The sequence below is a fragment of the Aeromonas sp. SER genome, from assembly GCF_038739615.1.
GTDB classification, from domain to species: domain Bacteria; phylum Pseudomonadota; class Gammaproteobacteria; order Enterobacterales; family Aeromonadaceae; genus Aeromonas; species Aeromonas jandaei.
This window is the reverse complement of sequence record NZ_JBCGFC010000003.1, coordinates 269,036-293,702: the sequence shown is the minus strand read 5'-3', so window position 1 is coordinate 293,702 and position 24,667 is coordinate 269,036. Positions and strand designations below refer to the sequence as shown.

Genomic DNA, 24,667 nt, shown 5'->3' with positions numbered 1-24,667 from the left:
ACTGGTCTTACCTGAGTAAATCCCTTTGCTTTTTATTTAACAAGGTATTTACATCTAAGTGTCACCAGCATCGGTGACGCCTACAACGGCAAGGAGCCAGTTATGACCCATGTCGACATCCCTTTCCTTCGTTACCTCGATGCGGAAGGGTGCCCGGTCGCCACCTTACCGACCTGGCTGGACAAGGCGATACTGCACACCTTCTACCGCAATATGGTGATGGTGCGCAGCTATGACAAAAAAGCGATTGCGCTGCAACGAACCGGCAAGCTCGGTACTTTTCCCTCCCATCTCGGCGCAGAAGCCGTGGGGATTGGCATTGGTCTGGCCATGCAGCCGCAGGATGTCTACGTCCCCTACTATCGGGACATGCCCACCCTCTATGTGCGGGGCGTACCGATGGAGAAAAACCTGCAATATTGGGGCGGTGACGAGCGGGGGAGTTATTTTCTCAAACCCGATGGGACCCCCTCTGAAGATCTCCCCATCTGTGTCCCCATCGCCACCCAGATCACTCACGCCTGCGGCATTGCCTCTGCCTTCAAACTGCGTAATCAACCGCGCGTCGCTGTAGTCACTATCGGCGATGGCGGCACCTCCAAGGGGGATTTTCTGGAGGGGCTCAACTGCGCCGGGGTCTGGCACCTGCCGATGGTCATCATCGTCAACAACAACCAGTGGGCCATCTCGGTGCCACGCAAGCTGCAATCGAGCGCTCCTACGCTGGCCCAGAAGGGGATTGGCGCAGGGGTGCGCAGCCTGCAGGTCGATGGCAACGATGTGGTGGCGGTCTACGATGCCGCCCGCAGTGCCGTCGAACGGGCCCGCAGCGGTAAGGGGCCGACTCTGATCGAGGCAGTCAGTTATCGCCTCGGCGATCACACCACGGCCGATGATGCCACTCGCTATCGCGACGGGGCCGAGGTCGAGGCCGCCTGGGCGAAAGAGCCGGTCAAGCGGCTGCGCCAGTTTATGCATAGCAAAGGGTGGTGGGATGAGGAGCAGGAGCAGAGCCTGCTGGCGGAAGCCACCCGGGAGGTGGAGCAAGCCGTCGCCCGTTATGAGGCGATGGCACCCCAGCCACCGGAGGCGATGCTCGATTATCACTATGCCAGCCTGCCCGCCGAACTCTTGCCCCAGCGCGAGCGAGTAATTGCCAAGGGGATGAAGCAGGAGGTTGGCCATGAGTGAGATCAGTTTGCTGGAAGCGGTCAACATGGCCCTTCACTACGAGATGGAGCACGACCCTGATGTGGTGGTACTGGGCGAGGATGTGGGGGTCAACGGCGGGGTGTTTCGCGCCACGGTTGGCCTGCGTGACAAGTTCGGTTTCAAGCGGGTGATCGACACGCCGCTGGCCGAGGGATTGATCGCCGGAGTGGCGGTCGGTATGGCCACCCAGGGGCTCAAGCCGGTGGCTGAGTTCCAGTTTCAAGGCTTCATCTTCCCCGGGATGGAGCAGATCATCTGTCAGGCGGCGCGGATGCGAAACCGCACCCGTGGCCGTCTCTCCTGCCCCCTCGTCTATCGCTCCCCGTATGGAGCAGGCATTCACTCGCCGGAACATCACAGCGAGAGTGTCGAGGCGCTGTTTGCCCATATTCCCGGGCTGCGGGTGGTGATCCCCTCCAGCCCGAGACGCGCCTATGGCCTGCTGCTATCGGCCATCCGCGATCCGGATCCCGTGATGTTTTTCGAACCCGACCGCATCTATCGCTCGATGAAATCCGAGGTGGTGGATGACGGTGTCGGCCTGCCGCTGGATGTCTGCTTCACCCTGCGCCCGGGCCGGGATATCACGGTAGTGGCCTGGGGGGCCTGCATTCAGGAGGTGATGCGGGCGGCGAACCTGCTGGCCGAGCAGGATATCCAGTGCGAGGTGCTGGATCTGGCCACCATCAAGCCGCTGGATATGGAGACCATCCTCGCCTCGGTACGCAAGACCGGGCGGTTGCTGGTGGTACACGAGGCATGTGGCAGCTTTGGGGTCGGGGCCGAAATTGTGGCGCGGGTGACCGAGCAGGCACTTCCCAGCCTCAAGGCGCCGCCCAAACGGCTGACAGGCGTGGATGCCGCCGTCCCCTATTATCGCAACGAAGCGTATTACCTCATCACCGAGCAGGATATCGCCGATGCCGCTCACCAGCTGATGGAGAACCAGTGGCTATGAAATTTTTCAAATTACCGGATCTGGGTGAAGGGTTGGCCGAAGCCGAGATCGTCGAATGGAAGGTGAGTGCCGGTGATACCGTTGCGGTCGATCAGGTGCTGTTGTCGGTGGAAACGGCCAAAGCGCTGGTGGATGTGCCCTCTCCGGTGGCCGGGGTGATTGCCCGTCTCTGCGGCGCCGAGGGGGATATCCTCCATATCGGTGCGCCGCTGGTGGAATTCGAGGGGGGTGAGGATGATGGCACCGTGGTGGGCAAGGTGAGTGCCCATCAGCAACATATCGAGGATCACTTCGTGGTGGGGGCCATTGCCCCGGGGGGCTCGCTGGTGCAAGCCATGCCTGCCGTGCGCCTGCTGGCACAAAAACTGGGTCTGGATATCGACCGGATCAAGGGAAGTGGCAGTGGCGGTATGGTGACCGAGCTGGATGTGCAGCAGGCGTTCGAGGCTCAGCAAAGCAGTGGCAACGAGTTTCTCAAAGGGTCACGGCGGGCCATGGCCAAGGCGATGGAGCTCTCTCATCAGACGGTAGTGCCGGTCAGCATTACTGATGAGGTGGATTTGCGTCACTGGCACCCTGATGAGGATGTGACGGTGCGCCTTATCAAGGCGATTGGCGTGGCGTGCCGCGCCGAGCCCTCGATGAATGCCTGGTTTGATGGTGAAACCCTGTCAAGACGGTTGTTCAAAGAGGTCAATGTGGCCATTGCGGTGGATTCCAAGCATGGCCTCTATGTGCCGGTGATGGAGAACGTGGCTGAGCGGGAGGGGACCGATCTGCGGCAAGGGCTGGATCGGATGATCGCCGATGTGAAGGCGCGTGCCGTGCCCCGCGAGATGTTGCAGGGGGCGACCATTACGCTCACCAACTTCGGCGCCATCGCAGGCCGTTATGCCAGCCCTATCGTGACGCCGCCGCAGGTGGCCATCATAGGGGCGGGCAAGTTGTTCGAGAAAGTGGTGTTCATCCATGGGGAGGCTCGCCCGGTGAGGGCATTGCCGTTGTCGATGACATTTGACCACAGAGCCTGTACCGGCGGCGAGGCGGCACGCTTCCTCAAGGCACTGGTACAAGCGCTGGAAGCGCCGACCCTGTAAAGGGTGTGCCCTGCCGTTGGCAGGGCACAAATTTGTTTGCGTAATCTACAAAGCCACGTATAATCCTAGGCAGCTTGAAAGGGCGATAGTTATGTCAATGAATTTGATGTTTTACATCTTTTCCTGTTGTTCATAAATTAATCCCGTTTTTTGAGCTTTACCCGCTGAAAAGCATAAGTAATTATTTTGAATACAGGTTTAAAGATATGTCTAACATGATCACCGGTACCGTTAAGTTTTTCAACGAAACCAAAGGTTTTGGCTTCATCCAGCAAGAAAACGGCCCGGACGTTTTCGTTCACTTCAGCGCCATTCAAGGTAACGGTTTCCGTACCCTGGCTGAAGGTCAGCGCGTACAGTTCTCTGTGACCCAAGGTCAGAAAGGCCCGCAGGCTGAGAACGTAACTGCTCTGTAATTCTTACAGAATTTAAGAAAGCCGTGGTGCCTCTGGTACCACGGCTTTTTGTTTATATGGCCTTTGTTCCTGACTCATACGGTGTGTGAATCATGTTCCAGACCCTGTTGCTCCTGACTGCATTGACCCCGATTGTGGATGAGCCCGTGCCGGTACAGGCAGCTATGGAGGCAGAGCGGGTCTGTCAGCAGTTTGTCCATGTGCGGCTAGGTGAAGAGCGGCAACCGGACGAAATTGAGGCCCGCCTGATCCCCGACAGGGAGTCAGAGTGGCTGGTCGATGGCAAAGTAAAAGGACCCGAAGGTCCTTTGCTGTTTGCCTGTCATCTCCATCAGGGAGAGCGCTGGGAGCTGCTCAACTTTTCGCTGTGGGCTCCCCAGCCGGTCAAAGCGGTTTGAGTGCGACCAGCAGGTGCTGCAGATGCTCTACCATGGTCATGCCAAACGGGGTGAGGTAGCCGCCATCTTCGGCACTGATGAGCCCCTGCTGGTGCAGGCGAACCGCTGCCTGGCACAGCTCTTCAGACATATCGCTGCGTAATTTGATCCCCAGGCTCATGTTGGCCGGATCAAAGCATGCCAGTATCTTCAACTGGTTTATTACGTCATCAGAAATCTGATCGATACCAATCATGGATCTACTCCTTACGCTAAAGATGTATGCAAACTAGCACTCCCGGATCCACTTTAGTGGGCGCTGGTTCAAACTATTGGTCTTTGTCTCTGCCATACCCTGCCGAGTGCTGTTTTTTTGGGCGTAATCAGATGGTTGCCACTTCTTCCTACAAGCCCCTCACCAGGCCAAACGTGATAGGATAGAGCCCTCCTGTTAACCGGACGGTTCGCTTGCGACTGTTCGCCCAGTTCAAGGTATTGCTCATGGTCAAGATCACTCTGGTATCCCTGCTGCATTCACACTCTGCCGGTTTTCCGGTCTACCCCGTCTCGCTGTTGACCTCCTTGCTGGAGAGTCATGAGGGTGATCTGTGGTTGCCTGCCCGCAAGGGGAGCGATATTGCCCAACTGCGCAAGCATGCCAAAGGGGCTCAGGCCCGTGAACTGGCAAGTCTCGATACCGGCTGGTGCGATTTTGCCACCGGTAAGGAGGGGGCGACTGCCGAGCTGGATGCCCTGGCCAACTACGATGCCGAGATGATGGAGAATCTGCAGATGTATTGGCACAGTGCGGCCAAAATCAATAGTCCCATCAGTGACAACCTGTTCGAGCTGCGCCGCGAGGTGGTCGATGAAGCGCACGGCGTCAAACTGGCGACAGCCTGGCTGGCCCAGCAGCAACTCCGCTTCGAGCAGTTGATGAGTGCGGCGGCGAGTGGTCGGGATCAGCTCTGCTTTGTCGAGGTCGAGTCAGCCTACTGGCTGCGGCAAAAACTGAGTGAAACGCCGGATGTGGAGCTGATCACCCCGGCGTTTTAATTCGGCCAATGTGGCGAGCCTGGCTTTTTTATCCGGCTCCCTGCTCTATCCTTATGGGCGTTTCGGTTCCCCCGTCTGGCGTCAGGGGGCGGCAGGCTGGACAAGCTGACCACAAGATGTGAACATGGCGCCCTTTATCGATTGAGAGAGACTTGGCCAATGAGCTATGAATTGAGCGACACCGAGCGCAATGCCGCGCTGCAACTGAACGCTGACTACCGTTACGATCACTTCATCAGCAAGCTGGTCGAGCATGAAGAGCTGTTTGTACTGACCGACGAGCACGGCGTCATGATGCTGACTACCGATGATGAAGATTGCATCCCGGTATGGCCGCACCCGGAATACGCCAAGGCGTGGGCCGAAGGGGAGTGGGCCGAGTGCAAGCCGCAGTCCATCACCCTCAAGGTGTGGCTGGAGCGCTGGATCGACGGCATGGAGCAGGACGAACTGTGCGTCGCCGTGTTCCCGACTCCGGATCAGGAAGGCATTGTGCTGGAGCCGGCCGACATCGCTGACGCTATTGCCCAGAAGCAGGCCAAGCGCGGCTAACTGCCCCAGCTTGACGCGAGCAACTGAGGCTGCAAAAAACCGGTTGCAAAAAAAGACCCCGCCAGCGTGCGGGGTCTTTTTGTATCTGCCGCTGGCTCAGGGCTGCTTGAAGCGGGTATCGACCTGAGTAACGGGAGGGAAGCTTTGCCCGCTCTTGATAGCCTCCAGCGTTTCACTTTTTACCTGTTCGTCGATCCAGAACAGACCGCCATAGCTGTAACCACTGTTGCCGCCATCGAGGGGCCAGTGGAGCAACTCGCTCTTGGGTGTTGCGGGCACCATGGGCAGTTTTATCCAGCGCCAGGCCCCATCACGGGTGTAGGGCACCTGATAGGTGGGCACGAAGCTGGCCAGCTCATAGAGCCGCTGCTGGATCTGGCGCGACAGCTCGGCCTTTTTGCCAAAATCGAAAGCCTTGTCGTACTGCTCTACCAAGGCGGTCATCGCCTCGTCATCGATGTTCATGATGTTGTTGGTTTGCGGTTTGTGGGCATTGATCTTGTGAAAGTGCTCCCAGTAGGCGGGGTAGCGACCAGCACTCCAGGCCATCCAGGCACTCTGGTGCTTTTTCTCCAGCATCGACTTGAAGCCAGCCGAGGCGTCCATCAGGTTGAGCTCCAAGTTGAGTCCCGCCTTCTTGGCCTCTTCCCGCAGCAGGGTCAGACGCTGGGCGTGCTCTGCCGTGGTGTAGGTGATGGTCAGGGTAAGCGGTTCTTCCTTGCCGTTTTGCAAAATGCCGTCAGGGCCGGCGGAGGTGAAACCCGCCTTGGCAAAGTAGGTGCGCGCCAGTTTCGGATCGAAGGGGCGGGCCTTGAGATCGGTGTTGGTAAAATCTCCCTGACCCGCGCCGTAGCTGTTGAGGCGCTGATAATCCCCGCGCAGCAGGGTGGTGAGCATCTTGTCGATATTGAGGGCGTGCTGGATGCCGAGCCGCACATCGAGATTGCTCAGCAGCGGATCGGCGGTGTTGAGATAGAGGCCCGTGGGGGATTGCGGGGTCTGGTTGTAGAACCAGAGCCGCTCGATATAGCCCTTCTCGAACTCCGGCGTTTTGCTCTTGTCATGCCACCAGTTGGGCATCACCAGCGGGAAGGTATCGAGTTCGCCGCGCAGGAAGTGCTGCCAGGCGATGTTCTGATCCCTGATCACCTTGATCTCGAGTCGTGCGGGATTGAAGCGGTGCCGGAAGTAGCGCTCGTCATCGCCCCACCAATCCTTGACCCGTTTGAAAGTGACCGACTTGCCCTTCTTCACCTCGTCGATCTGGTAGGGGCCGGTGACCGGCAGCACCTTCCAGTTGTACTCCTTGACCCAATTGCTGGTGAGCTTGATGGCATGGCTTGGCTCCGGGCTGATGGGCAGTGACTCCAGCAGATCCTGGCGACTCTTTGCGGTGCCGCTGGTAATGGAGAGGGTGTGGTCGTCAAAGCGGGTCACATCGACAATCTGGGTACTGTAGTAATTGTTGTACCAGGGATCGTTTATCTCCTTGCTGCGCATCATCTTGAGGGTAAACACCCAGTCATCGGCGGTAACCGGTTGGCCGTCCGACCAGCGAGCTTTCGGGTTGATGCGAAAATAGAGGGTCTTGTTGTCGGAGCCGAAAGCCCATTCACTCGCCAGCATCGGCATGGGGTTGCCGGTAATTGGGTGAGTGGCCAGCAGCGGCAGGTTGGTCTCCCTGACATAGGCGGCAAACGCCCCGTTGGAGTCGGGCCCGAACTTGCGCAGGGTGAGGGGGAAACTGGTGACGAAGTCGCGGAATGTCCCCCCCCGTTTGGCAGCAGGATCCGCGTAAACGGGATCCGTGTTGTTGCTCTCCCACTTCAAATCGGCTGGCAGGGTGGCGCTCCAGCCGTAGTGACTCAAACAGAGGGTCAGGGTGATGGCACTGGTGCGAAGAAGGCGCGGGATGATCCGGGATCCGGCGGTGAATGTCGATGGCATATCCTTGCTCTCCTGATAGCTGCGTCCTGCAGGTCACCAGATGGTGACTTCAGCCCCGTTGGGGGCTGGCTCATCATGGAAATTTTCCTCGCCCCGGTCAATGGCGGCGGGCAAATAACGGATCAGGCGGCGGTCTGAGGTTTGAACCAGCGCAGCCGACCACCCAGCAGATGTACCACGAAGCCGAGTAGCACCAGAGCAGAGCCCAGCCACTGCAACGCAGTGGGATGCTCGTCCAGCAGCAGGGCTGCCGCCACCATGCCGACACAGGGCACCAGCAGGGAGAGGGGAGCCACCTGTGCTACCGGATAGCGCATCAGCAGCCGCCCCCACAGGCCGTAGCCGAGCCAGGTGGCGACAAAGGAGAGATAGAGCACGCACAGGAAACCCTGCCAGCTGATATTGAGCAGGCTGCTGGCCATCAGCTCCGGCCCCTCGAACAGCCAGGAGAGTGCGAAGAAGGGGAGGATGGGCACCACTCCGCCCCAGGCGATAAGGCTCGGCAGCGTGGTTTGGTAGTGCAGCCCGATCTGGCGATTGATGACGTTGCCAAGGCCCCAGCAGGCGGCCGCGCAGAGGGTCAGCACAAAGCCGAGCAGAGTGAGATTGCCTTCGCCATGGGTGGCGATGAGATAGAGGCCGGCCCCCGCCAGCGGCAGGGCTACCCAGTGGTGAGGTTGCCAGCGCTCACCCAGCCAGATCATGGCGAACAGCAGGGTGAACACCACCTGGGATTGCAGTACCAGTGAGGCCATGCCCGCCGGCATGCCGAACTTCATGGCGCAGAACAGAAAGGAGAACTGGCCCAGACTGATGGCACCGCCATAGGCCAGCAGCCAGCGCCAGGGCATGGCGGGTCTGGGGACCAGCAAGATGGCGGGAAAGACCACACCGACGAAGCGCAGCGCCCCCAGCAGCAACGGGGGAATGCCCTCCAACCCCCACTTGATGGCGACGAAGTTGAGCCCCCAGCAGAGGATGACCAGAGCGGCCAGAAACTTGTCCTTGATGTGCATGCGGCGTCCTTCGGTTCGTGGCCCGGGAGAGGCCAAAAGAGGACGAGCATACCCCAGCCTCGGTGGGCTCAGTCAAGCCTCGGGACGGGATAGCGGCCTGGCAACGGGGGGGCAAGGTGCGATTCAGGCGGCGACGCAGTGCACTGTGATGCCACGCGCAGCCAGGGTGGCTCGCATGGGGGCGGGCAGGGCGTCGTCGGTGACCAGCACGCCGATCTGGCCCGGCGTACCGAGCGGGCTCGGGTGGATGGCGCCGAACTTGCTGCTGTCGGTGATGACCACATTGGTCACCCCCTTGGCCAGCACGCTATTGACCACGTCGGCGCGCATCATGTCTCGGCCGGTGAAGCCCATCTCGGGATGAAAGCCGTCCACCCCGATGAAGGCCTTGGAGAAGTGCACCTGCTCGATGCAGAGGCGCGTCAGCGGTCCCACCACGCTCTCGCTCTGATGCTGGAACAGGCCGCCGAGCAGCACTACCTGAGCCTGGGTATCGCGCAGCAGGTGAGCGATGTAGCTGCTGATGGTGATGATGGTGACCCGCTTGTGCTGGGCCAGATGGCGGGCCAGCAGGGCGTTGGCGCTGCCCCCCTCGATAAAGACCGTCTCGCCATCCTCCACCAGCTGGGCGGCCCGCTCGGCGAGGCGCTCCTTGAGCAGGTAGTTAATGTTCATCCGGGCATCGGGGTCGTCGCTCTCCAGCGCCATGGCCGAGCCGTGCACCCGCTTGAGCAGCCCCTGCTTTTCGAGAGCGGTCAGGTCGTTGCGCACCGTCACCTCCGAGACCCCGGTACGTTGGGATAGCTCGCTCACGCTCATCTTGCGGGCCTGATGGACCAGGGTGAGGATCAGTTGGTGGCGTGGGTTCATGGGACCTCGCTGGTTGACAGTGGATAGCGGCAAGCCACCCCGCGGGTGGCTTGCCGGTCATATAAGGGGCACAGCTGCCCCTGGTGGGGCCCGTCAGAGACTGTGCTCGGTTCGGGCGATGATATCATCTTGCGCATCGGGGGATAAGGCTGTGAAGAAGGCCGAGTAACCCGCCACCCGCACTACCAGATCCCGGTACTGATCGGGATGGGCCTTGGCCGCCAGCAGGGTTTCCCGCGAGACGATGTTGTACTGCACGTGCCACCCCTTGTGTACCTCGAAGAAGGTGCGCAGCAGGCTCATCAGCTTGGCCTTGTCCCGCTCGTTTTCAAGGCTGGCCGGGCTCAGCTTCTGGTTGAGCAGCACGCCGCCGAGGATGGCCGCCGTGGGCAGCTTGCCAAGGGAGTTGAACACCGCCGTGGGGCCGAGACGATCCGAACCCGACGAGGGGCTGGCCCCTTCCGCCAGCGGCGTACGGGCGTGGCGGCCATCCGGGGTGGCCATGGTGGCCGCACCGAAGGGCACGTTGGCCGAGATGGAGGAGGTGCCCGCATAGTAGGTGCCGCCGATGGGACCGCGGCCGAAACGGGTGTTGTGCAGCCCCTTGAGCTCGTCGATGTAGCTCTGGTAGGCCTGTACCAGCAGCATATCTACCTCGTCCAGATCGTTGCCATATTTGGGGGCTGCATTGGTGAGGCGCATGCGCAGTTGCTCGCCTTTGACCCCGGCAAAATCCTGCTCGAGTGCTTCGGCCAGTTCACTCTGATCTACCACCCCCTGTTCGAACACCAGTTTCTTCAGTGCTGCCAGACTGTTGCCCAGGTTGGCGATCCCCACCTGCAGGCCGGAGACCCAGTCATAGACGGCGCCCCCCTGCTTGATGGTCTTGCCGCGCTCGATGCAGTCATCCACCAGCGCGCTGCAGAGGATGTCGTGGGCTTGAGCCTCCAGCACGCTGTCGACCACGCAGTCGATCTCGATGGATTTGCGGGTGAAGTAGCGCACCTGCTCGTCCCAGCGGGCCATCACCTCGTCGAAGTGGCCGAACGTGCCGTCCCGCAGCGACTGGGGCTGAGGCAAAAAGACCTTGCCAGTGGTGGCGTCGCGGCCACCATCGAGCGCCGCCAGCAGGATGCGGGCGAAGTTGATAAAGCTCATGCCGGTGCAGCGATAGCCCCACTTGCCGGGTACTGCGGTCTCGATGCAGCCGATGGCGGCGTAGTGGTGGGCATCCTCCTCACTTACCCCGAGCTTGATGAACTCGGGGATCACCACCTCGTCGTTGTTGAAGGCGGGCATGCCAAAGCCGCAGCGGATCACCTGAATGCAGGCGCCGAGAAAATCCTCGCTCATGCCGGCGTGGTAGCGCACCGAGAGGTTGGGCTGGGTCGACCGCAACTGGCCACAGGACTCCAGAATCGCGTAGGAGAGACCGTTGACCGCGTCATGGGCTTTGCCCCCCTGCCAGTTCTGGCCGCCGATGGTGACGTTCTGATAGAGCGGGCTGCCGGCGGATGCCTTGGAGTGGGTGCCGGAGCGGATCTTGTTCACCTCCAGCAGCTTGAGCCAGCACCCTTGCAGCAGTTCGATGGCGCGTGTGCGCGGCAGGGATTCCGACAATTCCACCTCTCGGCGATACCAGGGGTAGAGGTACTGGTCCATCCGGCCAAACGACACCGAGTGGCCATTGGACTCGATCTGCAGGATGAGCTGGATGAAGTAGCAGAGCTGCAGCGCCTGCCAGAAGGTCTCGGGGGGCTGGTGGGCGATGTGGGCGCAGTTGAGCGCGATGGTCTCAAGTTCACTGCGGCGCTCGGGGCGCGATTCCTGTGCTGCCATGTCGCGGGCCAGTGCGGCGTAGCGTTCGATGTGCAGGCTGACGGCATCGAAGGTGATGGCGACGGCTTGCAAAAACTGTTCGCGTTGCAAATCGGCCCAGTCAGCCAGATCGAGCCGACCACGCCGCTCGGCTACCTTGGCCTTGAGGCCATCGAGACCGAGGGCAAGCAGTTGCTCGTAATTTACCGCGAGGTGAGCATCCCCCGAGGTCATGTTGCCCTCGGCCTTGATGATGCCGCTCTCCAGCAGCCCCTTCTGTTCATCGGTAAAGAGGCCGTAGCAGCGATCCTGCACCGTCTGGCCGCGCCAGAAGGGAGTGAGGGTGTGGATGATCTGCTTGTCTCTCATGCTCACCGCAAAGCCGGCACCGGGGCGGTCAGCCAGCTCGTCGATCTCCTTCTCGATCCAGCCCACCGTGTATTCGGGAAAGAGCGGCGCCGCCCGCACCTGACTGGCCTGGTTGCCGACGATGAGCTCGTCGTGCTTGATCCAGATGGTGCGCTCCTTGAGGTGGTGGGCCAGCGCCAGGGCGCGGCGCACCGGCAGCGGCCGGGCCAGATGGGCCTGATAGGCCTCGGTGTAGTGACGGGCGCGCTCGGTGCAGACCGGCGGTTGGACGATGTGGATCAGGCTCTCCTTGTGGGCACGGATCCGCGGGGGCAGGGTAGTGAGGTCGAGCTGGGTCATGGTCTTATCCTCTGGTCATTGGGCAGTGAGTGGCTGATGTCATGGGGTGCTGCTAGCCCCGGGTGAGCGGGGTAAGCCCCTGCGCACGGGCACACTCATGGGCAAAGGCGAGCAGTGCCGGGTCATCGAGCGGTTGCGGGGGGGCCTGATAGGGTTGGTCGAGCAGGGCGTACTTGCCTGCGCCCAGGGTGTGGTAGGGGAGAAAGTGGATCTCCTGCACAGTGCCAAGGTTGGCGGCAGCTTGGGTGATGGCCTCTATGGATGCGCGGTCGGCATTGAAGCCGGGGATGAGCGGCACCCTGATCTGCATGGCCACGTCGCGCTCGGCCAGACGCTTGAGGTTGGCCAGGGGCAGGGCTACCTTGCCGCGGGTCCAGTCGAAGAAGCGCTCCTCATCCACATGCTTGAGATCCGCCAGCAGCAAGTCGAGATGGGGGAGGCTTGGCTCAATCTGGTGCCAGGGCACGTGCAGGCAACTTTCCACTGCGGTATGCAGCCCCTCGGCCTTGCAGCGGGCCAGCAGATCGGCAGCAAATTCGGGCTGCATGAAGGGCTCGCCGCCGGAGAGGGTGACTCCGCCGCCGCTGCGTTCGAAGAAGGGGCGATCCCGCAAGATGGTGGCCATCAGGGTGTCCAGGCTCTCCTCCCGGCCGCACACCTGCAGCGCTTCGCTCGGGCAGAGGCCGCGCAGCCGTTCCACATCCTGATTGCCGAGGGCTGAGCGGACGAGCTGGACACCCTGGCTGTCACGCAAGATTGCCGGACAGGCATCGCTGCAGAGCCGGCATCCCTCGATGCATTGGCGCCGGTCGAGTAGTATGTCCGGCTTGGGAGCGCGGCTTTCCGGGTTTTGACACCAGCGACAGGCCAGCGAGCACCCCTTGAGAAATACCAGGGTGCGAATGCCGGGGCCATCGTGAGTTGAATATCGTTGCAGGTCGAAAATCATACCGCCTCCTTTTGTATTTGTATTCTATTTGCTTTCGTTCGAAAGTTGATTTGATTTTGATCAACTAAATTGCGGATGTTATCTGGCTAAAATGGCGATAGATCGAACATCCCTTTAAGGAGTCAGAGATGGAGCTTTATCTCGATACTGCCGATGTGGCTGCGGTGCGCCGCTGGTCACGGATCCTGCCGCTGGCTGGCGTTACCACCAATCCGTCTATTGCTGCGGCAGGCGGCATGCCGCTGACCGAGTTGCTGCCCGCCTTGCGGGAGGTGCTTGGGCCCAAGGCACGGCTGTTTGCCCAGGTGATGGCCAAGACCGAGACCGAGATGGTGCGCGAGGCGTTTTCCCTGCGTGAACTGGACCGCGATCTGGTGATCAAGATCCCGGTATGTGAAGAGGGATTGGCGGCCATCAAGACCCTGACGGCCAACGGGGTGCCGACGCTGGGGACGGCGGTCTATACCCCGCTGCAGGGTTGGCTGGCGGCGGTAGCGGGGGCTGAGTATGTGGCGCCTTACGTCAACCGGCTGGATGCGCAGGGGGGCGACGGCATCGCCACCGTGCAGGAGCTGCAGCAACTGCTGGCGCTGCATGTTCCGGGCAGCAAGGTGCTGGCGGCGTCGTTCCGCACGCCCCGCCAGGCGCTCGACTGCCTGCTGGCGGGCTGCCAGTCCATCACTCTGCCGCTCGACGTGGCCGAGCAGCTGCTGAGAGTGCCGGCGGTGGACGCGGCGCTGGCGAAATTCGATCAGGATTGGCAACAGGCATTTGCCTGAGCCTGATTGAAGGCAAGATGACGGGGTGGCAGAGGGCTAAGCTATAAAGGAGAGCCCGATGTGACGGGCTGGTGTCGATGGCTGACCGGAGGTGCCCCATGAGCGACCACTCCCTGCTGCCCCATGGTGAAGATCTGCGCCGCGCCGTGCGCTGGCTCAGCGAGCACCATCAACACGATATTCGAGCCATCGAAGAGGCGTGTATCCGTTTTGATTTGTCGCCACTGGATGAGGAGTTTCTCATCCAGCATTGCGCCGAGCGGCGGCGAGAAGGCGAGTCGGGCTAGACGGAGCGGATTTAGACGAAGTTGGCCAGATTGATGCCAAACTCCTTGGGATCAACCGTGTTCTCGATGGTTTCCTGAACCCCGTTTTTGGCGAGATCCAGCCACTGCACATCAAGGTAGTGGCGCTGGGTCGCGTGATAGATCACCTTGACCACCGGCTTGAGTGGTTCCTGCTGATTGCGTTGCATGACAATGGCCAGCCGCTGGTTTGACAGCTGCACCAGCGTACCCACCGGATAGACCCCCATGCATTTGATGAACTTGGTGACCAGCTCGGCATCGAAGTGACTGTGCAGCCCCTTGAGCAGGATACGAAACGCCTGGGTCGGTTGCATCCCCGCCTTGTAGACCCGATCTGCAGTGATGGCATCATAGACATCGACAATGCCGCTCATGCGGGTATAGAGCGAGAGTTGGTCGCCTTTGAGCCGCTGTGGATAACCGGTGCCATCGAGCCGCTCGTGGTGATTGGCGGCTACTTCCAGCATGGTGGGGGTTATGCCGGGAGTGTTGCTCAGGATCTCGTAGCTGTGCACTACATGCTGGCGCATGATGGCGAACTCCTCATCGGTCAGCTTGCCCGGTTTGTTGAGCACCTCGTCGGGCGTCATGATCTTGCCCACATCGTGCAGCAAGCCCCCGAGCGTCAGCTCCTTGAGCACGCTGCGCTCCAGCCCCAGATAGCGGCCAAAGTTGGCCAGCAGGATGGCGACGTTCATGGAGTGCTCCATCAGGTAGGCATCCTTGGCGCGGATGCGGGCCAGACAGAGCATGGCGTCGCCGTGGGTAAACATGGTGTCTACCATCTCTTCGGCGACTTCGGCCAGCGGCGTGATATCGATGGGCTCGCCCGCCTTGAGATGGCTGATGAACTTGCCTTGCAGCTCGCGTGCTTCCTGATAGAGGCGGCGGATCTTGAGCTCCTTGCCCTCACCGTTGGCACTGACCCGGCGTCTGGCCTGATCGCTGCCGTTGCCAAGTTCGGGCGACGCGACCGCTTCGCTCTCGGCATGACCCAGCTTGCTGCGGGAGAGATCGATCCGCACCGTGAGAACACCCTGACGAACCAGATTGGCAATTTGTCCCTGAGTGGTGACCAACCCCATCTGGGCAATTTCCATTCCGCCGGTCTGACTGGCAATAGCGATGACATACATGCCGGGTTTCAGCTGATTGACGGGGATGACAGGATAGGATGCTTGAGACTTCATGGCGGCTTCCCGAGATTTATTATTATGAGTATCGCCCGTGATGGGTCATAGCGCAGTGTAACATTGGATGGCCACTTCGTCACAATTGGCCGCCCGTTAACAGTGGCGTTGTCGCCCCCGCCAGATATAATGTTGCCCCTTTACTTTTTGGACTCCGAGGTTGTGAATGCGGCTTGATAAATTTCTGTGCGACTGTTCCGATTTGACCCGTTCGCTCGCTGGCAAACTGATCCGTCAGGGGGAGGTCATGGTGGATGGCATCGTGGTCAAGCAGCCGGCGTTTCACATCAATGAAGAGAGCCAGATCGAGTTCGACGGCGTCACTCTCACTCTGGATCGCCGCAATCGCTACTTCATGCTGCACAAACCCGAAGGATATGTCTGCTCCAACGAGGATCCCGATCATCCGACCGTCTTCTTCCTGATGGATGAGCCCTCCATGGGCAAGTTGCACGTGGTGGGGCGCCTTGACCTCGACACCACCGGACTGGTGCTGGTGACCGATGATGGCCAGTGGTCCCATCGCATCACTTCTCCCCGCCACGAGTGTGCCAAGACCTATCACGTCTGGCTGGCCGATCCGGTGAGCCCGGATGCCATCGCCCTCTTTGCCGAAGGTGTGCTGTTGCGCAGTGAAACCGAGAAGACTCGCCCCGCCCAGCTGGAGTTACTGGGGGAGTGCGAGGCGCGTCTCACCATTCATGAGGGCAAGTACCATCAGGTGAAGCGGATGTTTGCCGCCATCGGCAACAAGGTGGTGGGTCTGCACCGCGAGCAGGTCGGTGGCTTGGCGCTGGATGCAGATCTGGCACCCGGCGAGTACCGTGAACTCACCGCAGACGAGATTGCTCTCTTCTAAATCCTCCCGGGTGTCAGTGGCCACTGGCACCCAGTACCAGCACTGTGCCCAGTGTGGCGAGCAGGGTTCCGCACCATGCCGCCGCCGAAGGCCGTTCCCCCGAGTGCCACCACAAGAGCGGCAGCAGGATGACCGGCGTGGTGGAGGAGAGGATCGCCACCATTCCCACGTCGCCGTGTCGCAATGCGAGCAGGATCAGCGTCATCCCGAGTGCCATGGCCAGAAAGCCGTTGATGGCGATCATGCCGAAGATTTGACGGTTGATGGGACGAAATGCTCGGGTCAGCGGCAATCCTGTCAGCCGCAATGCGCAGTGGGCCAGCAGGGCACTGACCATCCTGACTCCCGATGCACTCACCGCATCGACGTTGCCGCTCATCATTACTGGCTTGGCGATGATGGCGCCCAGACTCTGACAGAGGGCGGCGGTGAGGCCAAGCGCCACACCGATAGCCAGACTTCCCCGTATCCGCTCCCATTCACTGCCACTGCTGCGTCGACCAAACAGAATGGCCAGCATGACGCCGGCAAAGACCAGCAGGGCACCAGTCAGTCGTGAGCCGGTCAACTGTTCGTTGAAGATCCAGAGTCCGAGCAGGGCAGAGAAGAGGGCATGGCAGGAGAAGAGCAAACCGCTGCGCCGCGGGCCGAGCCGGTTCATGCAGGCGTAGAGCGCGGTATCGCCGATAAAGATGCCGATCAGTCCGGACAGGGCGAGCAGCGGGAGGGCGCTGCCGGAGAGGGTGTGCCAGCCGCCAGTCAGCAGACTGATGCTGCCAAGCATCAGGCTGACCAGAAACATCCGCCAGCGGCTATAGGCAAACGGGCCCAGATGGCGGGCTGGTTTGACCGAAATCAGGGCGGCAACTGCCCATAAACTGGCCGATGCGAGAGCCAGCCACTCATAACCCATAAAAACTCCCGAAAAAATTAACCCTAAAGACTCCATCTCCGGGGCAAGCCCGATACAATACGGGGCGTTTTCGGGGATAACAAGGGCGGCATCAGGCATTCATCAGGCGCGCCGTCGGCCTTCCCCTCCTGCAGTGGTTTTATTCGAGGTTTTGTCATGAGGTATGGTCTCTTCCCCCGGCTGGCGCAACGCTGGCTTTCCCCGCTTTTGCTCGGTGTACTGGCGTTGCCGCCGGTATACGCCACTACGGTGGAGATGGCGCCCCGCTTGTCGGATCGGCAGGTGCTGGTCAAGGGCAATGGCGGTGAACCCGACTCTCTGGATCCGGCGCTGATGCGCAGCGGTTTTCCCGGGGAAGAGGTGCTGGTGGATCTCTTTGAAGGTCTGGTTAGCGAGGATGGCCAGGGACGCATTGTTCCTGCCCAGGCTGCGCGTTGGGAAGTGAGTGAAGATGGCCTCGAGTGGCGGTTTTTCCTGCGCCCCCAGTTGAAGTGGTCCAATGGTGATCCGCTGGTTGCCGATGACTTTGTCTACGCCTGGCGCCGGCTGCTTGATCCTGCCCTCGGCTCCCCCTCGGCGACCTTGCTGCTGACTGCCGGGATCAACAATGCCCAGTCCATCTATGCCGGTGCGCTGGAGCCCGCCAATCTCGGGGTCGAGGCGCAGAGCGCCCAGATCCTGAAAGTTACTCTGGAACGACCGGTGCCCTATTTCCTGCAGCTCATCAGCCAGCTGCCATTCGTGCCGGTCAATCAGCAGGCTATCGTTCGTTTTGGCAAGCAGTGGACCGAGCCCGGCAAGCTGGTAAGCAATGGTGCTTACCGCTTGGCAAACCGGGTGACCAACGAGCGGCTTGAAGCGGAGCGCAACAGCAATTACTGGAATGATCGCCATACCCGCATTCAGCGTGTCACTTACCTGCCCATCGCTTCACAACATGCCGAGCGCTTGCGTTATGAAGCGGGCGAAATACAGCTGACCAACCGGGTATCGCCCGACTATTACCAGAAAATGAAGCAGAGCGATCCGCTGCGAGTCTGGGGATCGCCGTTGCTGGGCACCTATCTCTACACCTTCAATATGCGCCGCCCCGAGTTGCAGGATGTGCGGGTGCGCCAGGCGCTCTCCATTGCCATCGACCGCTATCAGTTGGCCAAGTCGGTGATCGGTCAGGAGGAGCTGGCGGCCTGGTCTCTGGTGCCTGATATGCCGGGTTACTCCCACCTCTCTCTCCCTGTTGCACTGGAGGACCAGATGACCCGCCAGGCCAGGGCCGTTGCATTGCTGACCGCTGCCGGTTACAGCAGTGCTCATCCACTCAGGCTTAGCATTACCTACAACACGGCTGATACCCACAAGAAGATTGCCACCTTGATTGCCGGTATGTGGCGTCAGTTGGGGGTTGAGGTCACGCTCAACAATCTGGAGTGGAACAACTATCAGGTCGCCAAGGATAGCGGTGATTTTCTGGTGGCAAGAAGCTTTCTGTTCGGTGATTACGTCGAGCCCTCGGCCATGCTGAACAGTTTCCGCTGCCAGGATCTGCGCAACGAAAGCGGTTACTGCAATCCCGATTTTGATCTGTTGCTGGAACAGGCTGCCAGCACTCTGGATGAGAAGAGCAGGGTTGCACTCTATCAGCATGCCGAACAGCTGCTGATGGAAGAGGCGCCCATCATCCCCGTGTATCATTACAACCAGATGCGATTGGTTGATCCCACTTTGCACGGGCTGCCCAGCCAGAATCTGAAAGGGACGATTGCCACCAAGGATCTCTATTTCGGCCCGCTGTAAGGAGCACCTAATGAAACTTGCCATTATTTCCGACATTCACGGCAGCATCACTGCACTGGGTCAGGTGCTGTCACGGCTGGACACCTGGCAGCCCGACCACTACCTGTTGCTCGGCGATCTGCTCAACCACGGCCCTCGTAATCCCGTACCTGAAGGATACAACCCGGCTGCAGTTGCCGAGCGGCTCAACGAGCTGGCCCCCTATATCATGGCGGTGCGGGGAAATTGCGATTCCGAAGTGGATCAGATGCTGCTCGCGTTTCCCATCACAGCCCCTTACAACCAGCTGCTGGTTGATGGGCGCCGCTGGTTTATGAGCCACGGGCATCTCTACCGCCCCGATGAGGTGCAACTGCCTGCGGACAGTGTATTTTTGAGCGGCCATAGCCATGTTCCGGTACTGGAGCGGCAGGGAGACCAGATCTTGATGAATCCTGGCTCCATCTGTTTTCCACGCGGTGAACTGCCGGCCAGTTATGGCTGCTATGAGGCGGGAGTCCTGAGCGTCAAGAATTGTGTCGACGGGCGAGAATTACTGCGACTGGCGCTGTAGGTCTTATTGATTGCAGAAAGTGGCAAGGCCCGACTCGTCGAGAGTCAGGCCTTGATACCGAAGGAGCGGGTGCCTGAGCGGGTATTGCCCTTGGCGTCGTAGGTGAGGCTGTTGCGATCGCGCAGCTGGCTCAGAAAGCTCGCCAGACGGCGATTGGAGACAATACTGAGCTCCAGCAGTCGACCGTTGAGGTCGTTTTGTTCTTGACAGGCATCCAGTTTTTCCCGGATCCGGGTCATTTCGTCAGGATAAGCCGCCAGTTGCTGAGCCAACTCAGGCAATTGGGCCAGCTGCTTATCCAGACTCTCTATTTCAGCAAGCAGCAGCTGTTTTCGCTCGGTGAGTTCGGGCAGGGCCAGTGCCTGATGCTTTTCGAGCAAGGAGAACTCCTCCTCCAGAATGCTTTGCATCTGGCTGAGGTGTTCATCCTGGGTGTGCAGTAACGAAGGCAGATCCATCATCCGAGAACTTTGTCCAGATTGGTCTCAAAGCTGAACATCTTCTTGGCCACAGCTTCGCTGTTCACCTGATATTCGCCACTGGCAACGGCTTTCTTGAGCCGCTCGACCTTGCTTTCGTTGCCGGTAGAGGCCGTATTGAGATTCTGCTGCATCTTTTGCAATTGTTGGGCCTCACTGGTCAAGGAGACGGAGTCCAGCTTGACTGCAGCCGCTTTATTTTCGGGCTCTGGCGAAGAAGATGTGACTGACTTGCTGCCTGTCCCTTGGCTGCTAACGGTGTTTTGCAACCGATTATTCGCCAAGTTGTTGATATTGTTGATGGCCATTTGAGTTACCTTCGTCTGCTTTAAGGTTTGCTTACCTGTTTATCGGTGCGGCAGGTCAAAACTTTAGAAAAAAGTTGGTGATAAACCCGACATTTAAAAAGCGACCGTTACGGCACCGACTGCACTGACTTTTCCTTCGACAGTTTTTCCGGAGCGAATATTAACAAGCTTGATGATCTCTCCGAAGCTGCCATCTTGCAAGGCTCGGGCCATGGTTTTGATCTGGAAGCTGCTATTTTCGGCTGTCAGAGTGACCTGATCACCTTTGCATACTACACACACCTGACTCAAACGGATTGGTTGCCCCGGTTTGATTTCTCGTTTGCTGCGTACGCCGACCAGCATGCTCATGTCAGTCAGGTAGTCGCCGCGGATCAGCGTCTGATCCTGATAGCCCAGTTGCAGCTGGCTTTCACTCAATAGGTCGCCTTTGGCAATCGGAGTGTTGACAGTCACATATGGCTTTTGAATGCTCACTCGTACCGGAAGATAGACATCCCAGGGTTTGTCTTCCTCACATTTCAGGTAAACTGTTGTATTACGGCGAATTTCCATTTTTCCAGGTAAGCTTATGGTCAATAGATCGTCGCAGCGGGTCAATGGAAGTCGCTCATCAAGGGTTGCCGCCGTTACTTCAGCCCTGGCATCTAATGGCACCTCGAGCTGGTTAAACACGAACTCTTGTGCTTTTTCTTGCAAATAGGTGGTGACGTCCGAGGCGTGGCTGGAAGAGATGCTGCCAAAAAAGAGGCTGATGAGTAAAAGTCGGTTAATCATTTTTGCTCGTTGGTCGATAAGTTGTTCACGCATATCACCATATTTAACTATGATTGCTTCAGAATCTGTTCGTTGTCTCATCGATAGTCTGACGCAATCCATCACGCATGCATGATTAATGCCAAGCGTTTTTAGGGAGTGTTTATGGCCAGTATCCTGGACTCGGTCAACCAACGTACCCAGCTAGTGGGACAAAACCGGCTGGAATTGTTGTTGTTTCGTCTCAATGGACGTCAAAGATTTGGCATCAACGTATTCAAAGTGCGTGAAGTGTTGCAGTGTCCTCCCTTGACTGTGATGCCCAAGTTGAACTCCTGCATTCGCGGGGTAGCGCATATTCGGGGTCAGACTATTTCGGTTATTGACCTGAGCATGGCGATGGGCAAACGTCCCATTGAAGACCTGAGCAAGTGCTTCATTATTATCTCCGAGTACAACCGCTCCATTCAGGGATTTTTGGTCCACTCGGTCGAGCGCATCATCAACATGAACTGGGAATCAATTCTACCGCCGCCGAAGGGTGCAGGCCGTATCAACTACATGACGGCTGTCACCGAAGTGGATGGTGAGTTGGTTGAAATCCTCGACGTTGAACGCATTCTCAACGAGATCTCTCCGGTCTCCACCGAAGTTAGTCAGGAGCTGGTTGAAGCAAGTGTTGAACACCCCACTCTCGGACGCCCTGTGCTGGTAGCTGATGACTCATCGGTTGCTCGCAAGCAGGTTCAGCGTGCACTTGAGGCTATCGGGGTCGAGTGTGTATTGGCAAAAGATGGTCGTGAAGCATTGAACATGCTGCTTGAGATGACCAAGAATGGCCCTATCAAAGAGCAGATTGCTCTCGTCATTTCGGATATCGAGATGCCGGAGATGGATGGTTACACCTTCACTGCCGAGATCCGCAATAATCCCAACCTCAAAGATTTGCATGTTATTCTGCACACATCCCTCAGTGGAGTATTCAACCAGGCAATGGTGCAGAAAGTGGGGGCCAACAATTTTATCGCCAAGTTCCAACCGGATGAATTGGCCAAGGCCGTACAAAACGCACTCTAATAAAGAAGAACAGCTGCATGAAGACACTTTCGGACGACTTATACAAACAGTTCAGCAACTTTCTGGCAGTTCAGAGCGGAATCGTGCTGGGTGATAACAAACAGTATCTGGTGAAGAGCCGTCTTTCACCTTTGATGGCTCAGTTTGGCATCGAGAGTCTGTCTGACCTGGTTACCCGTGCAATGAGTGTGCGAGAGCGTGACCTGAAAATGGCAGTGGTAGATGCCATGACAACCAACGAGACTCTCTGGTTTCGTGACACCTATCCGTTCCAGTTGCTGACTGACAAGATTTTCCCTGAACTGGGTAAAAGTGGCCGCCCCGTCAAAATTTGGTCTGCGGCGTCATCATCTGGTCAGGAGCCATACTCCATTGCCATGACGGCGCTGGAGCAGCAAATGAAAAAGCCCGGCACTTTGCCTGGTGGTGTACAGATCGTAGGGACGGATATTTCGACCACCATGCTCAACCAGTGCAAAGAGGGTGTCTACGATAGCCTTGCTTTGGCACGGGGCTTGTCACCTGAGCGCAAGAAGATGTTCTTTGAACCCTACGGTGACAATAAAATGCGGGTGGTGGAACGAGTCAGAAAATTGACCACGTTCCGTCCCTTGAATTTACTGGAAAGCTATAGCTTGCTCGGTAAATTTGACATTATTTTCTGTCGTAACGTGCTGATTTATTTTGCTCCGGAAGTTAAGTCAAAGATCCTCAATCAGTTTGCTGCAAGCCTCAATCCGGGAGGATATCTGATGCTGGGGGCATCAGAGTCACTGGCCGGTTTGACTGATCGATTCGATATGATCCGTTGCAATCCGGGGATTGTTTACAAGGTGAAATAGGCCTTCAATCCGCACTCCAGCTGGATTGACAGAATAGCGGCAATCTCACCCCAGAGGGAGGCACAATGCCTCCCTCTTTATTTATGCTAGAAGCCCTCTGTGCGTGGATCTTCCATCGTCAGCCTGTTTATTGGTGTGTTCCGTGCTTTCTGATGATGCAACCCCTTCCTTGCTTACCTTTCATTACCAGTTGTTTGTGGCATAGCTCTTGCTTGGAAACAGTATCAAGCAGGAGGTGAGCTATGGCTCTTTCATTCGACAAGGCATTTGGTGTTCATCAATACACGCTGGGGGTCCGTGCCAAGCGTGCAGAAGTGCTCTCCAGCAATATTGCCAATGCCGATACCCCAGGCTACAAGGCCAGAGATATCGACTTTGCACAGGCATTGCAGGATGCACAGCACCAACAACAGGGGTTTGGTCTGGCGACCACCAGCGAAAAACACTTTGCCTTGAATATGGATGCCCCTGGTTCGGTTCAATATCGCAACCCGTTGCAGCCTGATACCGGAGACGGCAATACGGTGGATGTGCAGCAGGAGCGCACCGAGTTTCTGCGTAACAGCCTTGAGTATCAGACCTCCCTTGAATTCATGAATAGCAAGATCAGTGGCCTGCTCAAGGCGCTGAAAGGAGAACAGTGATGAGTTTGTTCAAGGTTTTTGATATCGCAGGCTCTGCCATGAGCGCGCAGACCGTGCGGCTCAACACTGTTGCCAGCAATATGGCCAACGCAGATAGCGTTAGCTCCAGTGTGGAAAAAACTTACCATGCCCGGCGGCCAATCTTTGCCGCTCAGCTCGATCAGGCTATGTCTGATAATCAGGGTTCGGTTGGGGTAGAGGTGAAAGGCATTGTCGAGAGCAAGGCTCCATTGCTCAAGGAGTACAACCCCAATCATCCAATGGCGGACAAGGATGGCTTCATTTTCAAGCCGAACGTCAACATGGTGGAAGAGATGGCGGACATGATCAATGCCTCGCGCAGCTATCAAACGAACGTTCAGGTTGCAGACTCGGCCAAGAAAATGCTTCAGCAGACGCTGAATCTTGGCAAGTCCTGATAGGGGGAAGGCAACATGGCCAATGCAAACGGTGTGAGTGGCGTTAACTATGCGTCCACTCAGACAAATGGTACGACAACAGCGCCAAAGAAGGAGCTGGATCAGGCTTCATTTCTGAAATTGCTGACGATGCAGCTCTCGTATCAGGATCCTTTCAAGCCTGTTGATAATGCCCAGATGCTTTCTCAGATGGCGTCTATGTCCACCTCGGAGGGTATTAGCAGTTTGTCTACCCAGATGGGCAAGCTAAATGAGCAGATGATTTCCAGTCAGGCTCTGCAAGCTTCTTCTCTGGTTGGACAGAATGTGTTGCTGCAAAGCAGTACCGGTTTTTTGGATAAGGAAGGTTCTTTGTCTGGGGTTGTTGCGGTTGGTACGACTAACAAGTATGCAAGCGTCAAAATTACTGTCGAAGACGAGAAAGGGCAGGTTATCAAAGAGTTTCCCCTTGAAGGTGATCAGATGGGTAACGTCGAGATTGCTTGGGATGGAACAGATAAAGATGGTAAGCGTGCCCCATCAGGTAAATATGTGCTTAAGGCCAGTGGCAATCTCGATGGCAAGTCGGAAAGTATTACCACTTTTGCTTATGGCAAGGTGGAAAGTGTTGCCTTGGGTACCGCCACAAGCCCGACTCGGCTCAATTTGAAGGGGCTGGGTGGAGAGTATTTAAACAACATCCTACAGGTGTCAGGAATTAATTCAAATCAGACGAGCACGTCCACCAAGACAACGTCATCCAAGACCACGTCGACATCATCGATCTAAGG

The 24,667-nt window shown here is 58.1% G+C and carries 28 protein-coding genes; 17 read left to right on the top strand and 11 right to left on the bottom strand.

Annotated features, from left to right (window positions below):
• Nucleotides 1-102 precede the first annotated feature (102 nt).
• From pdhA to AAHA41_RS06395, 5 genes are all read left to right on the top strand, one after another.
• Nucleotides 103-1,191: a pyruvate dehydrogenase (acetyl-transferring) E1 component subunit alpha gene (gene pdhA, locus AAHA41_RS06415; protein ID WP_064338306.1), complete on the top strand. Its 1,089-nt coding sequence runs from the start codon at nucleotides 103-105 to the stop codon at nucleotides 1,189-1,191.
• On the top strand, nucleotides 1,184-2,170 hold the full coding sequence (locus tag AAHA41_RS06410) for an alpha-ketoacid dehydrogenase subunit beta (protein ID WP_043850541.1): 987 nt from the start codon (nucleotides 1,184-1,186) through the stop codon (nucleotides 2,168-2,170). The genes pdhA and AAHA41_RS06410 overlap by 8 nt, the downstream gene beginning before the upstream one ends.
• Nucleotides 2,167-3,267 carry a dihydrolipoamide acetyltransferase family protein gene (locus AAHA41_RS06405; protein ID WP_323068795.1) on the top strand — a complete coding sequence of 367 codons (1,101 nt, stop codon included), beginning with the start codon at nucleotides 2,167-2,169 and terminating at the stop codon, nucleotides 3,265-3,267. The genes AAHA41_RS06410 and AAHA41_RS06405 overlap by 4 nt, the downstream gene beginning before the upstream one ends.
• A 206-nt stretch (nucleotides 3,268-3,473) precedes the next feature.
• Entirely contained in the window at nucleotides 3,474-3,683 is a 210-nt protein-coding gene (locus AAHA41_RS06400; protein WP_005302803.1) for a cold-shock protein, read from the top strand.
• 164 nt (nucleotides 3,684-3,847) lie between these two features.
• Nucleotides 3,848-4,081, top strand: a complete 234-nt coding sequence (locus tag AAHA41_RS06395) for a hypothetical protein (RefSeq protein ID WP_225628434.1) — start codon at nucleotides 3,848-3,850, stop codon at nucleotides 4,079-4,081.
• Here AAHA41_RS06395 and AAHA41_RS06390 read toward each other — a convergent pair.
• Nucleotides 4,068-4,316 carry a TIGR02647 family protein gene (locus AAHA41_RS06390; protein ID WP_033113423.1) on the bottom strand — a complete coding sequence of 83 codons (249 nt, stop codon included), beginning with the start codon at nucleotides 4,314-4,316 and terminating at the stop codon, nucleotides 4,068-4,070. The two genes, AAHA41_RS06395 and AAHA41_RS06390, sit on opposite strands and share 14 nt — an antisense overlap.
• 245 nt (nucleotides 4,317-4,561) lie before the next feature.
• Here AAHA41_RS06390 and AAHA41_RS06385 point away from each other — a divergent pair, with 245 nt between their 5' ends.
• Nucleotides 4,562-5,116, top strand: coding sequence for a hypothetical protein (locus AAHA41_RS06385; protein ID WP_323068797.1), 555 nt, complete (start codon nucleotides 4,562-4,564; stop codon nucleotides 5,114-5,116).
• 159 nt (nucleotides 5,117-5,275) lie between these two features.
• Nucleotides 5,276-5,668 carry a DUF2750 domain-containing protein gene (locus AAHA41_RS06380; RefSeq protein WP_071911694.1) on the top strand — a complete coding sequence of 131 codons (393 nt, stop codon included), beginning with the start codon at nucleotides 5,276-5,278 and terminating at the stop codon, nucleotides 5,666-5,668.
• A 96-nt stretch (nucleotides 5,669-5,764) separates the two neighbouring features.
• On the opposite strand, the gene AAHA41_RS06375 is transcribed toward AAHA41_RS06380, so the two are convergent.
• The 5 genes from AAHA41_RS06375 to AAHA41_RS06355 form a co-directional block, all read right to left on the bottom strand.
• Nucleotides 5,765-7,615 carry an extracellular solute-binding protein gene (locus AAHA41_RS06375; protein WP_323068798.1) on the bottom strand — a complete coding sequence of 617 codons (1,851 nt, stop codon included), beginning with the start codon at nucleotides 7,613-7,615 and terminating at the stop codon, nucleotides 5,765-5,767.
• A 122-nt stretch (nucleotides 7,616-7,737) separates the two neighbouring features.
• A complete protein-coding gene (locus AAHA41_RS06370) occupies nucleotides 7,738-8,631 on the bottom strand; it encodes an EamA family transporter (protein ID WP_323068799.1) in 894 nt (297 codons plus the stop codon).
• Nucleotides 8,632-8,754: 123 nt separating this feature from the next.
• The gene (locus AAHA41_RS06365) at nucleotides 8,755-9,501 is read right to left on the bottom strand and encodes a DNA-binding transcriptional regulator YciT (RefSeq protein WP_043850547.1); all 747 of its coding nucleotides are present in this window, start codon (nucleotides 9,499-9,501) and stop codon (nucleotides 8,755-8,757) included.
• A 93-nt stretch (nucleotides 9,502-9,594) separates the two neighbouring features.
• A complete protein-coding gene (locus tag AAHA41_RS06360) occupies nucleotides 9,595-12,027 on the bottom strand; it encodes a formate C-acetyltransferase/glycerol dehydratase family glycyl radical enzyme (RefSeq protein WP_323068802.1) in 2,433 nt (810 codons plus the stop codon).
• Between the two features lie 52 nt (nucleotides 12,028-12,079).
• On the bottom strand, nucleotides 12,080-12,976 hold the full coding sequence (locus tag AAHA41_RS06355; protein ID WP_323068803.1) for a glycyl-radical enzyme activating protein: 897 nt from the start codon (nucleotides 12,974-12,976) through the stop codon (nucleotides 12,080-12,082).
• 128 nt (nucleotides 12,977-13,104) lie between these two features.
• Between AAHA41_RS06355 and fsa the strand changes: the two genes are divergently transcribed.
• Nucleotides 13,105-13,755, top strand: a complete 651-nt coding sequence (gene fsa, locus AAHA41_RS06350) for a fructose-6-phosphate aldolase (protein WP_323068804.1) — start codon at nucleotides 13,105-13,107, stop codon at nucleotides 13,753-13,755.
• A gap of 98 nt (nucleotides 13,756-13,853) precedes the next feature.
• Nucleotides 13,854-14,042: a hypothetical protein gene (locus AAHA41_RS06345; RefSeq protein ID WP_043850551.1), complete on the top strand. Its 189-nt coding sequence runs from the start codon at nucleotides 13,854-13,856 to the stop codon at nucleotides 14,040-14,042.
• A gap of 11 nt (nucleotides 14,043-14,053) precedes the next feature.
• Here AAHA41_RS06345 and AAHA41_RS06340 read toward each other — a convergent pair whose 3' ends face one another.
• Nucleotides 14,054-15,253 carry an HD-GYP domain-containing protein gene (locus AAHA41_RS06340; RefSeq protein WP_041209843.1) on the bottom strand — a complete coding sequence of 400 codons (1,200 nt, stop codon included), beginning with the start codon at nucleotides 15,251-15,253 and terminating at the stop codon, nucleotides 14,054-14,056.
• Between the two features lie 166 nt (nucleotides 15,254-15,419).
• Here AAHA41_RS06340 and rsuA point away from each other — a divergent pair, with 166 nt between their 5' ends.
• Nucleotides 15,420-16,112 (top strand): 16S rRNA pseudouridine(516) synthase RsuA, encoded by a 693-nt coding sequence (gene rsuA / locus AAHA41_RS06335; protein ID WP_043850552.1) that lies wholly within the window; start codon nucleotides 15,420-15,422, stop codon nucleotides 16,110-16,112.
• A 13-nt stretch (nucleotides 16,113-16,125) separates the two neighbouring features.
• Here the strand turns inward: rsuA and AAHA41_RS06330 are convergent, their stop codons facing one another.
• Nucleotides 16,126-17,025 (bottom strand): DMT family transporter, encoded by a 900-nt coding sequence (locus tag AAHA41_RS06330; RefSeq protein ID WP_203976816.1) that lies wholly within the window; start codon nucleotides 17,023-17,025, stop codon nucleotides 16,126-16,128.
• Between the two features lie 156 nt (nucleotides 17,026-17,181).
• On the opposite strand from AAHA41_RS06330, the gene AAHA41_RS06325 reads away from it, so the two are divergent.
• Together AAHA41_RS06325 and yfcE are read left to right on the top strand one after the other, a co-directional pair.
• Complete coding sequence (locus AAHA41_RS06325; protein ID WP_323068807.1) at nucleotides 17,182-18,819, top strand: peptide ABC transporter substrate-binding protein; 1,638 nt, start codon at nucleotides 17,182-17,184, stop codon at nucleotides 18,817-18,819.
• 10 nt (nucleotides 18,820-18,829) lie between these two features.
• Complete coding sequence (yfcE, locus tag AAHA41_RS06320) at nucleotides 18,830-19,372, top strand: phosphodiesterase (RefSeq protein ID WP_323068808.1); 543 nt, start codon at nucleotides 18,830-18,832, stop codon at nucleotides 19,370-19,372.
• Nucleotides 19,373-19,416: 44 nt separating this feature from the next.
• Here yfcE and AAHA41_RS06315 read toward each other — a convergent pair whose 3' ends face one another.
• From AAHA41_RS06315 to flgA, 3 genes are all read right to left on the bottom strand, one after another.
• Entirely contained in the window at nucleotides 19,417-19,833 is a 417-nt protein-coding gene (locus AAHA41_RS06315; RefSeq protein ID WP_041209848.1) for a flagellar protein FlgN, read from the bottom strand.
• Nucleotides 19,830-20,159, bottom strand: coding sequence for a flagellar biosynthesis anti-sigma factor FlgM (gene flgM, locus AAHA41_RS06310; RefSeq protein WP_033113408.1), 330 nt, complete (start codon nucleotides 20,157-20,159; stop codon nucleotides 19,830-19,832). Before flgM ends, AAHA41_RS06315 begins: the two co-directional genes overlap by 4 nt.
• A gap of 93 nt (nucleotides 20,160-20,252) precedes the next feature.
• On the bottom strand, nucleotides 20,253-20,936 hold the full coding sequence (flgA, locus tag AAHA41_RS06305) for a flagellar basal body P-ring formation chaperone FlgA (protein ID WP_081849366.1): 684 nt from the start codon (nucleotides 20,934-20,936) through the stop codon (nucleotides 20,253-20,255).
• 144 nt (nucleotides 20,937-21,080) lie between these two features.
• On the opposite strand from flgA, the gene AAHA41_RS06300 reads away from it, so the two are divergent.
• From AAHA41_RS06300 to AAHA41_RS06280, 5 genes are all read left to right on the top strand, one after another.
• On the top strand, nucleotides 21,081-21,992 hold the full coding sequence (locus tag AAHA41_RS06300; protein WP_033114353.1) for a chemotaxis protein CheV: 912 nt from the start codon (nucleotides 21,081-21,083) through the stop codon (nucleotides 21,990-21,992).
• A 17-nt stretch (nucleotides 21,993-22,009) separates the two neighbouring features.
• Nucleotides 22,010-22,834 carry a protein-glutamate O-methyltransferase gene (locus AAHA41_RS06295; protein WP_323068810.1) on the top strand — a complete coding sequence of 275 codons (825 nt, stop codon included), beginning with the start codon at nucleotides 22,010-22,012 and terminating at the stop codon, nucleotides 22,832-22,834.
• Nucleotides 22,835-23,076: 242 nt separating this feature from the next.
• Nucleotides 23,077-23,478 carry a flagellar basal body rod protein FlgB gene (gene flgB / locus AAHA41_RS06290; protein ID WP_033114355.1) on the top strand — a complete coding sequence of 134 codons (402 nt, stop codon included), beginning with the start codon at nucleotides 23,077-23,079 and terminating at the stop codon, nucleotides 23,476-23,478.
• Nucleotides 23,478-23,897 (top strand): flagellar basal body rod protein FlgC, encoded by a 420-nt coding sequence (gene flgC / locus AAHA41_RS06285; RefSeq protein ID WP_033114356.1) that lies wholly within the window; start codon nucleotides 23,478-23,480, stop codon nucleotides 23,895-23,897. The genes flgB and flgC overlap by 1 nt, the downstream gene beginning before the upstream one ends.
• A 15-nt stretch (nucleotides 23,898-23,912) precedes the next feature.
• A complete protein-coding gene (locus tag AAHA41_RS06280) occupies nucleotides 23,913-24,665 on the top strand; it encodes a flagellar hook assembly protein FlgD (protein WP_041209851.1) in 753 nt (250 codons plus the stop codon).
• Nucleotides 24,666-24,667: the final 2 nt, after the last annotated feature.

Excerpts from the sequence above, each read along its gene's own strand:
- pdhA (WP_064338306.1), top strand. The coding sequence starts at position 103 with ATGACCCATGTCGACATCCCTTTCCTTCGTTACCTCGATGCGGAAGGG.
- AAHA41_RS06410 (WP_043850541.1), top strand. The coding sequence starts at position 1,184 with ATGAGTGAGATCAGTTTGCTGGAAGCGGTCAACATGGCCCTTCACTAC.
- AAHA41_RS06405 (WP_323068795.1), top strand. The coding sequence starts at position 2,167 with ATGAAATTTTTCAAATTACCGGATCTGGGTGAAGGGTTGGCCGAAGCC.
- AAHA41_RS06400 (WP_005302803.1), top strand. The coding sequence starts at position 3,474 with ATGTCTAACATGATCACCGGTACCGTTAAGTTTTTCAACGAAACCAAA.
- AAHA41_RS06395 (WP_225628434.1), top strand. The coding sequence starts at position 3,848 with ATGGAGGCAGAGCGGGTCTGTCAGCAGTTTGTCCATGTGCGGCTAGGT.
- AAHA41_RS06390 (WP_033113423.1), bottom strand. The coding sequence starts at position 4,316 with ATGATTGGTATCGATCAGATTTCTGATGACGTAATAAACCAGTTGAAG.
- AAHA41_RS06385 (WP_323068797.1), top strand. The coding sequence starts at position 4,562 with ATGGTCAAGATCACTCTGGTATCCCTGCTGCATTCACACTCTGCCGGT.
- AAHA41_RS06380 (WP_071911694.1), top strand. The coding sequence starts at position 5,276 with ATGAGCTATGAATTGAGCGACACCGAGCGCAATGCCGCGCTGCAACTG.
- AAHA41_RS06375 (WP_323068798.1), bottom strand. The coding sequence starts at position 7,615 with ATGCCATCGACATTCACCGCCGGATCCCGGATCATCCCGCGCCTTCTT.
- AAHA41_RS06370 (WP_323068799.1), bottom strand. The coding sequence starts at position 8,631 with ATGCACATCAAGGACAAGTTTCTGGCCGCTCTGGTCATCCTCTGCTGG.
- AAHA41_RS06365 (WP_043850547.1), bottom strand. The coding sequence starts at position 9,501 with ATGAACCCACGCCACCAACTGATCCTCACCCTGGTCCATCAGGCCCGC.
- AAHA41_RS06360 (WP_323068802.1), bottom strand. The coding sequence starts at position 12,027 with ATGACCCAGCTCGACCTCACTACCCTGCCCCCGCGGATCCGTGCCCAC.
- AAHA41_RS06355 (WP_323068803.1), bottom strand. The coding sequence starts at position 12,976 with ATGATTTTCGACCTGCAACGATATTCAACTCACGATGGCCCCGGCATT.
- fsa (WP_323068804.1), top strand. The coding sequence starts at position 13,105 with ATGGAGCTTTATCTCGATACTGCCGATGTGGCTGCGGTGCGCCGCTGG.
- AAHA41_RS06345 (WP_043850551.1), top strand. The coding sequence starts at position 13,854 with ATGAGCGACCACTCCCTGCTGCCCCATGGTGAAGATCTGCGCCGCGCC.
- AAHA41_RS06340 (WP_041209843.1), bottom strand. The coding sequence starts at position 15,253 with ATGAAGTCTCAAGCATCCTATCCTGTCATCCCCGTCAATCAGCTGAAA.
- rsuA (WP_043850552.1), top strand. The coding sequence starts at position 15,420 with ATGCGGCTTGATAAATTTCTGTGCGACTGTTCCGATTTGACCCGTTCG.
- AAHA41_RS06330 (WP_203976816.1), bottom strand. The coding sequence starts at position 17,025 with ATGGGTTATGAGTGGCTGGCTCTCGCATCGGCCAGTTTATGGGCAGTT.
- AAHA41_RS06325 (WP_323068807.1), top strand. The coding sequence starts at position 17,182 with ATGAGGTATGGTCTCTTCCCCCGGCTGGCGCAACGCTGGCTTTCCCCG.
- yfcE (WP_323068808.1), top strand. The coding sequence starts at position 18,830 with ATGAAACTTGCCATTATTTCCGACATTCACGGCAGCATCACTGCACTG.
- AAHA41_RS06315 (WP_041209848.1), bottom strand. The coding sequence starts at position 19,833 with ATGATGGATCTGCCTTCGTTACTGCACACCCAGGATGAACACCTCAGC.
- flgM (WP_033113408.1), bottom strand. The coding sequence starts at position 20,159 with ATGGCCATCAACAATATCAACAACTTGGCGAATAATCGGTTGCAAAAC.
- flgA (WP_081849366.1), bottom strand. The coding sequence starts at position 20,936 with ATGATTAACCGACTTTTACTCATCAGCCTCTTTTTTGGCAGCATCTCT.
- AAHA41_RS06300 (WP_033114353.1), top strand. The coding sequence starts at position 21,081 with ATGGCCAGTATCCTGGACTCGGTCAACCAACGTACCCAGCTAGTGGGA.
- AAHA41_RS06295 (WP_323068810.1), top strand. The coding sequence starts at position 22,010 with ATGAAGACACTTTCGGACGACTTATACAAACAGTTCAGCAACTTTCTG.
- flgB (WP_033114355.1), top strand. The coding sequence starts at position 23,077 with ATGGCTCTTTCATTCGACAAGGCATTTGGTGTTCATCAATACACGCTG.
- flgC (WP_033114356.1), top strand. The coding sequence starts at position 23,478 with ATGAGTTTGTTCAAGGTTTTTGATATCGCAGGCTCTGCCATGAGCGCG.
- AAHA41_RS06280 (WP_041209851.1), top strand. The coding sequence starts at position 23,913 with ATGGCCAATGCAAACGGTGTGAGTGGCGTTAACTATGCGTCCACTCAG.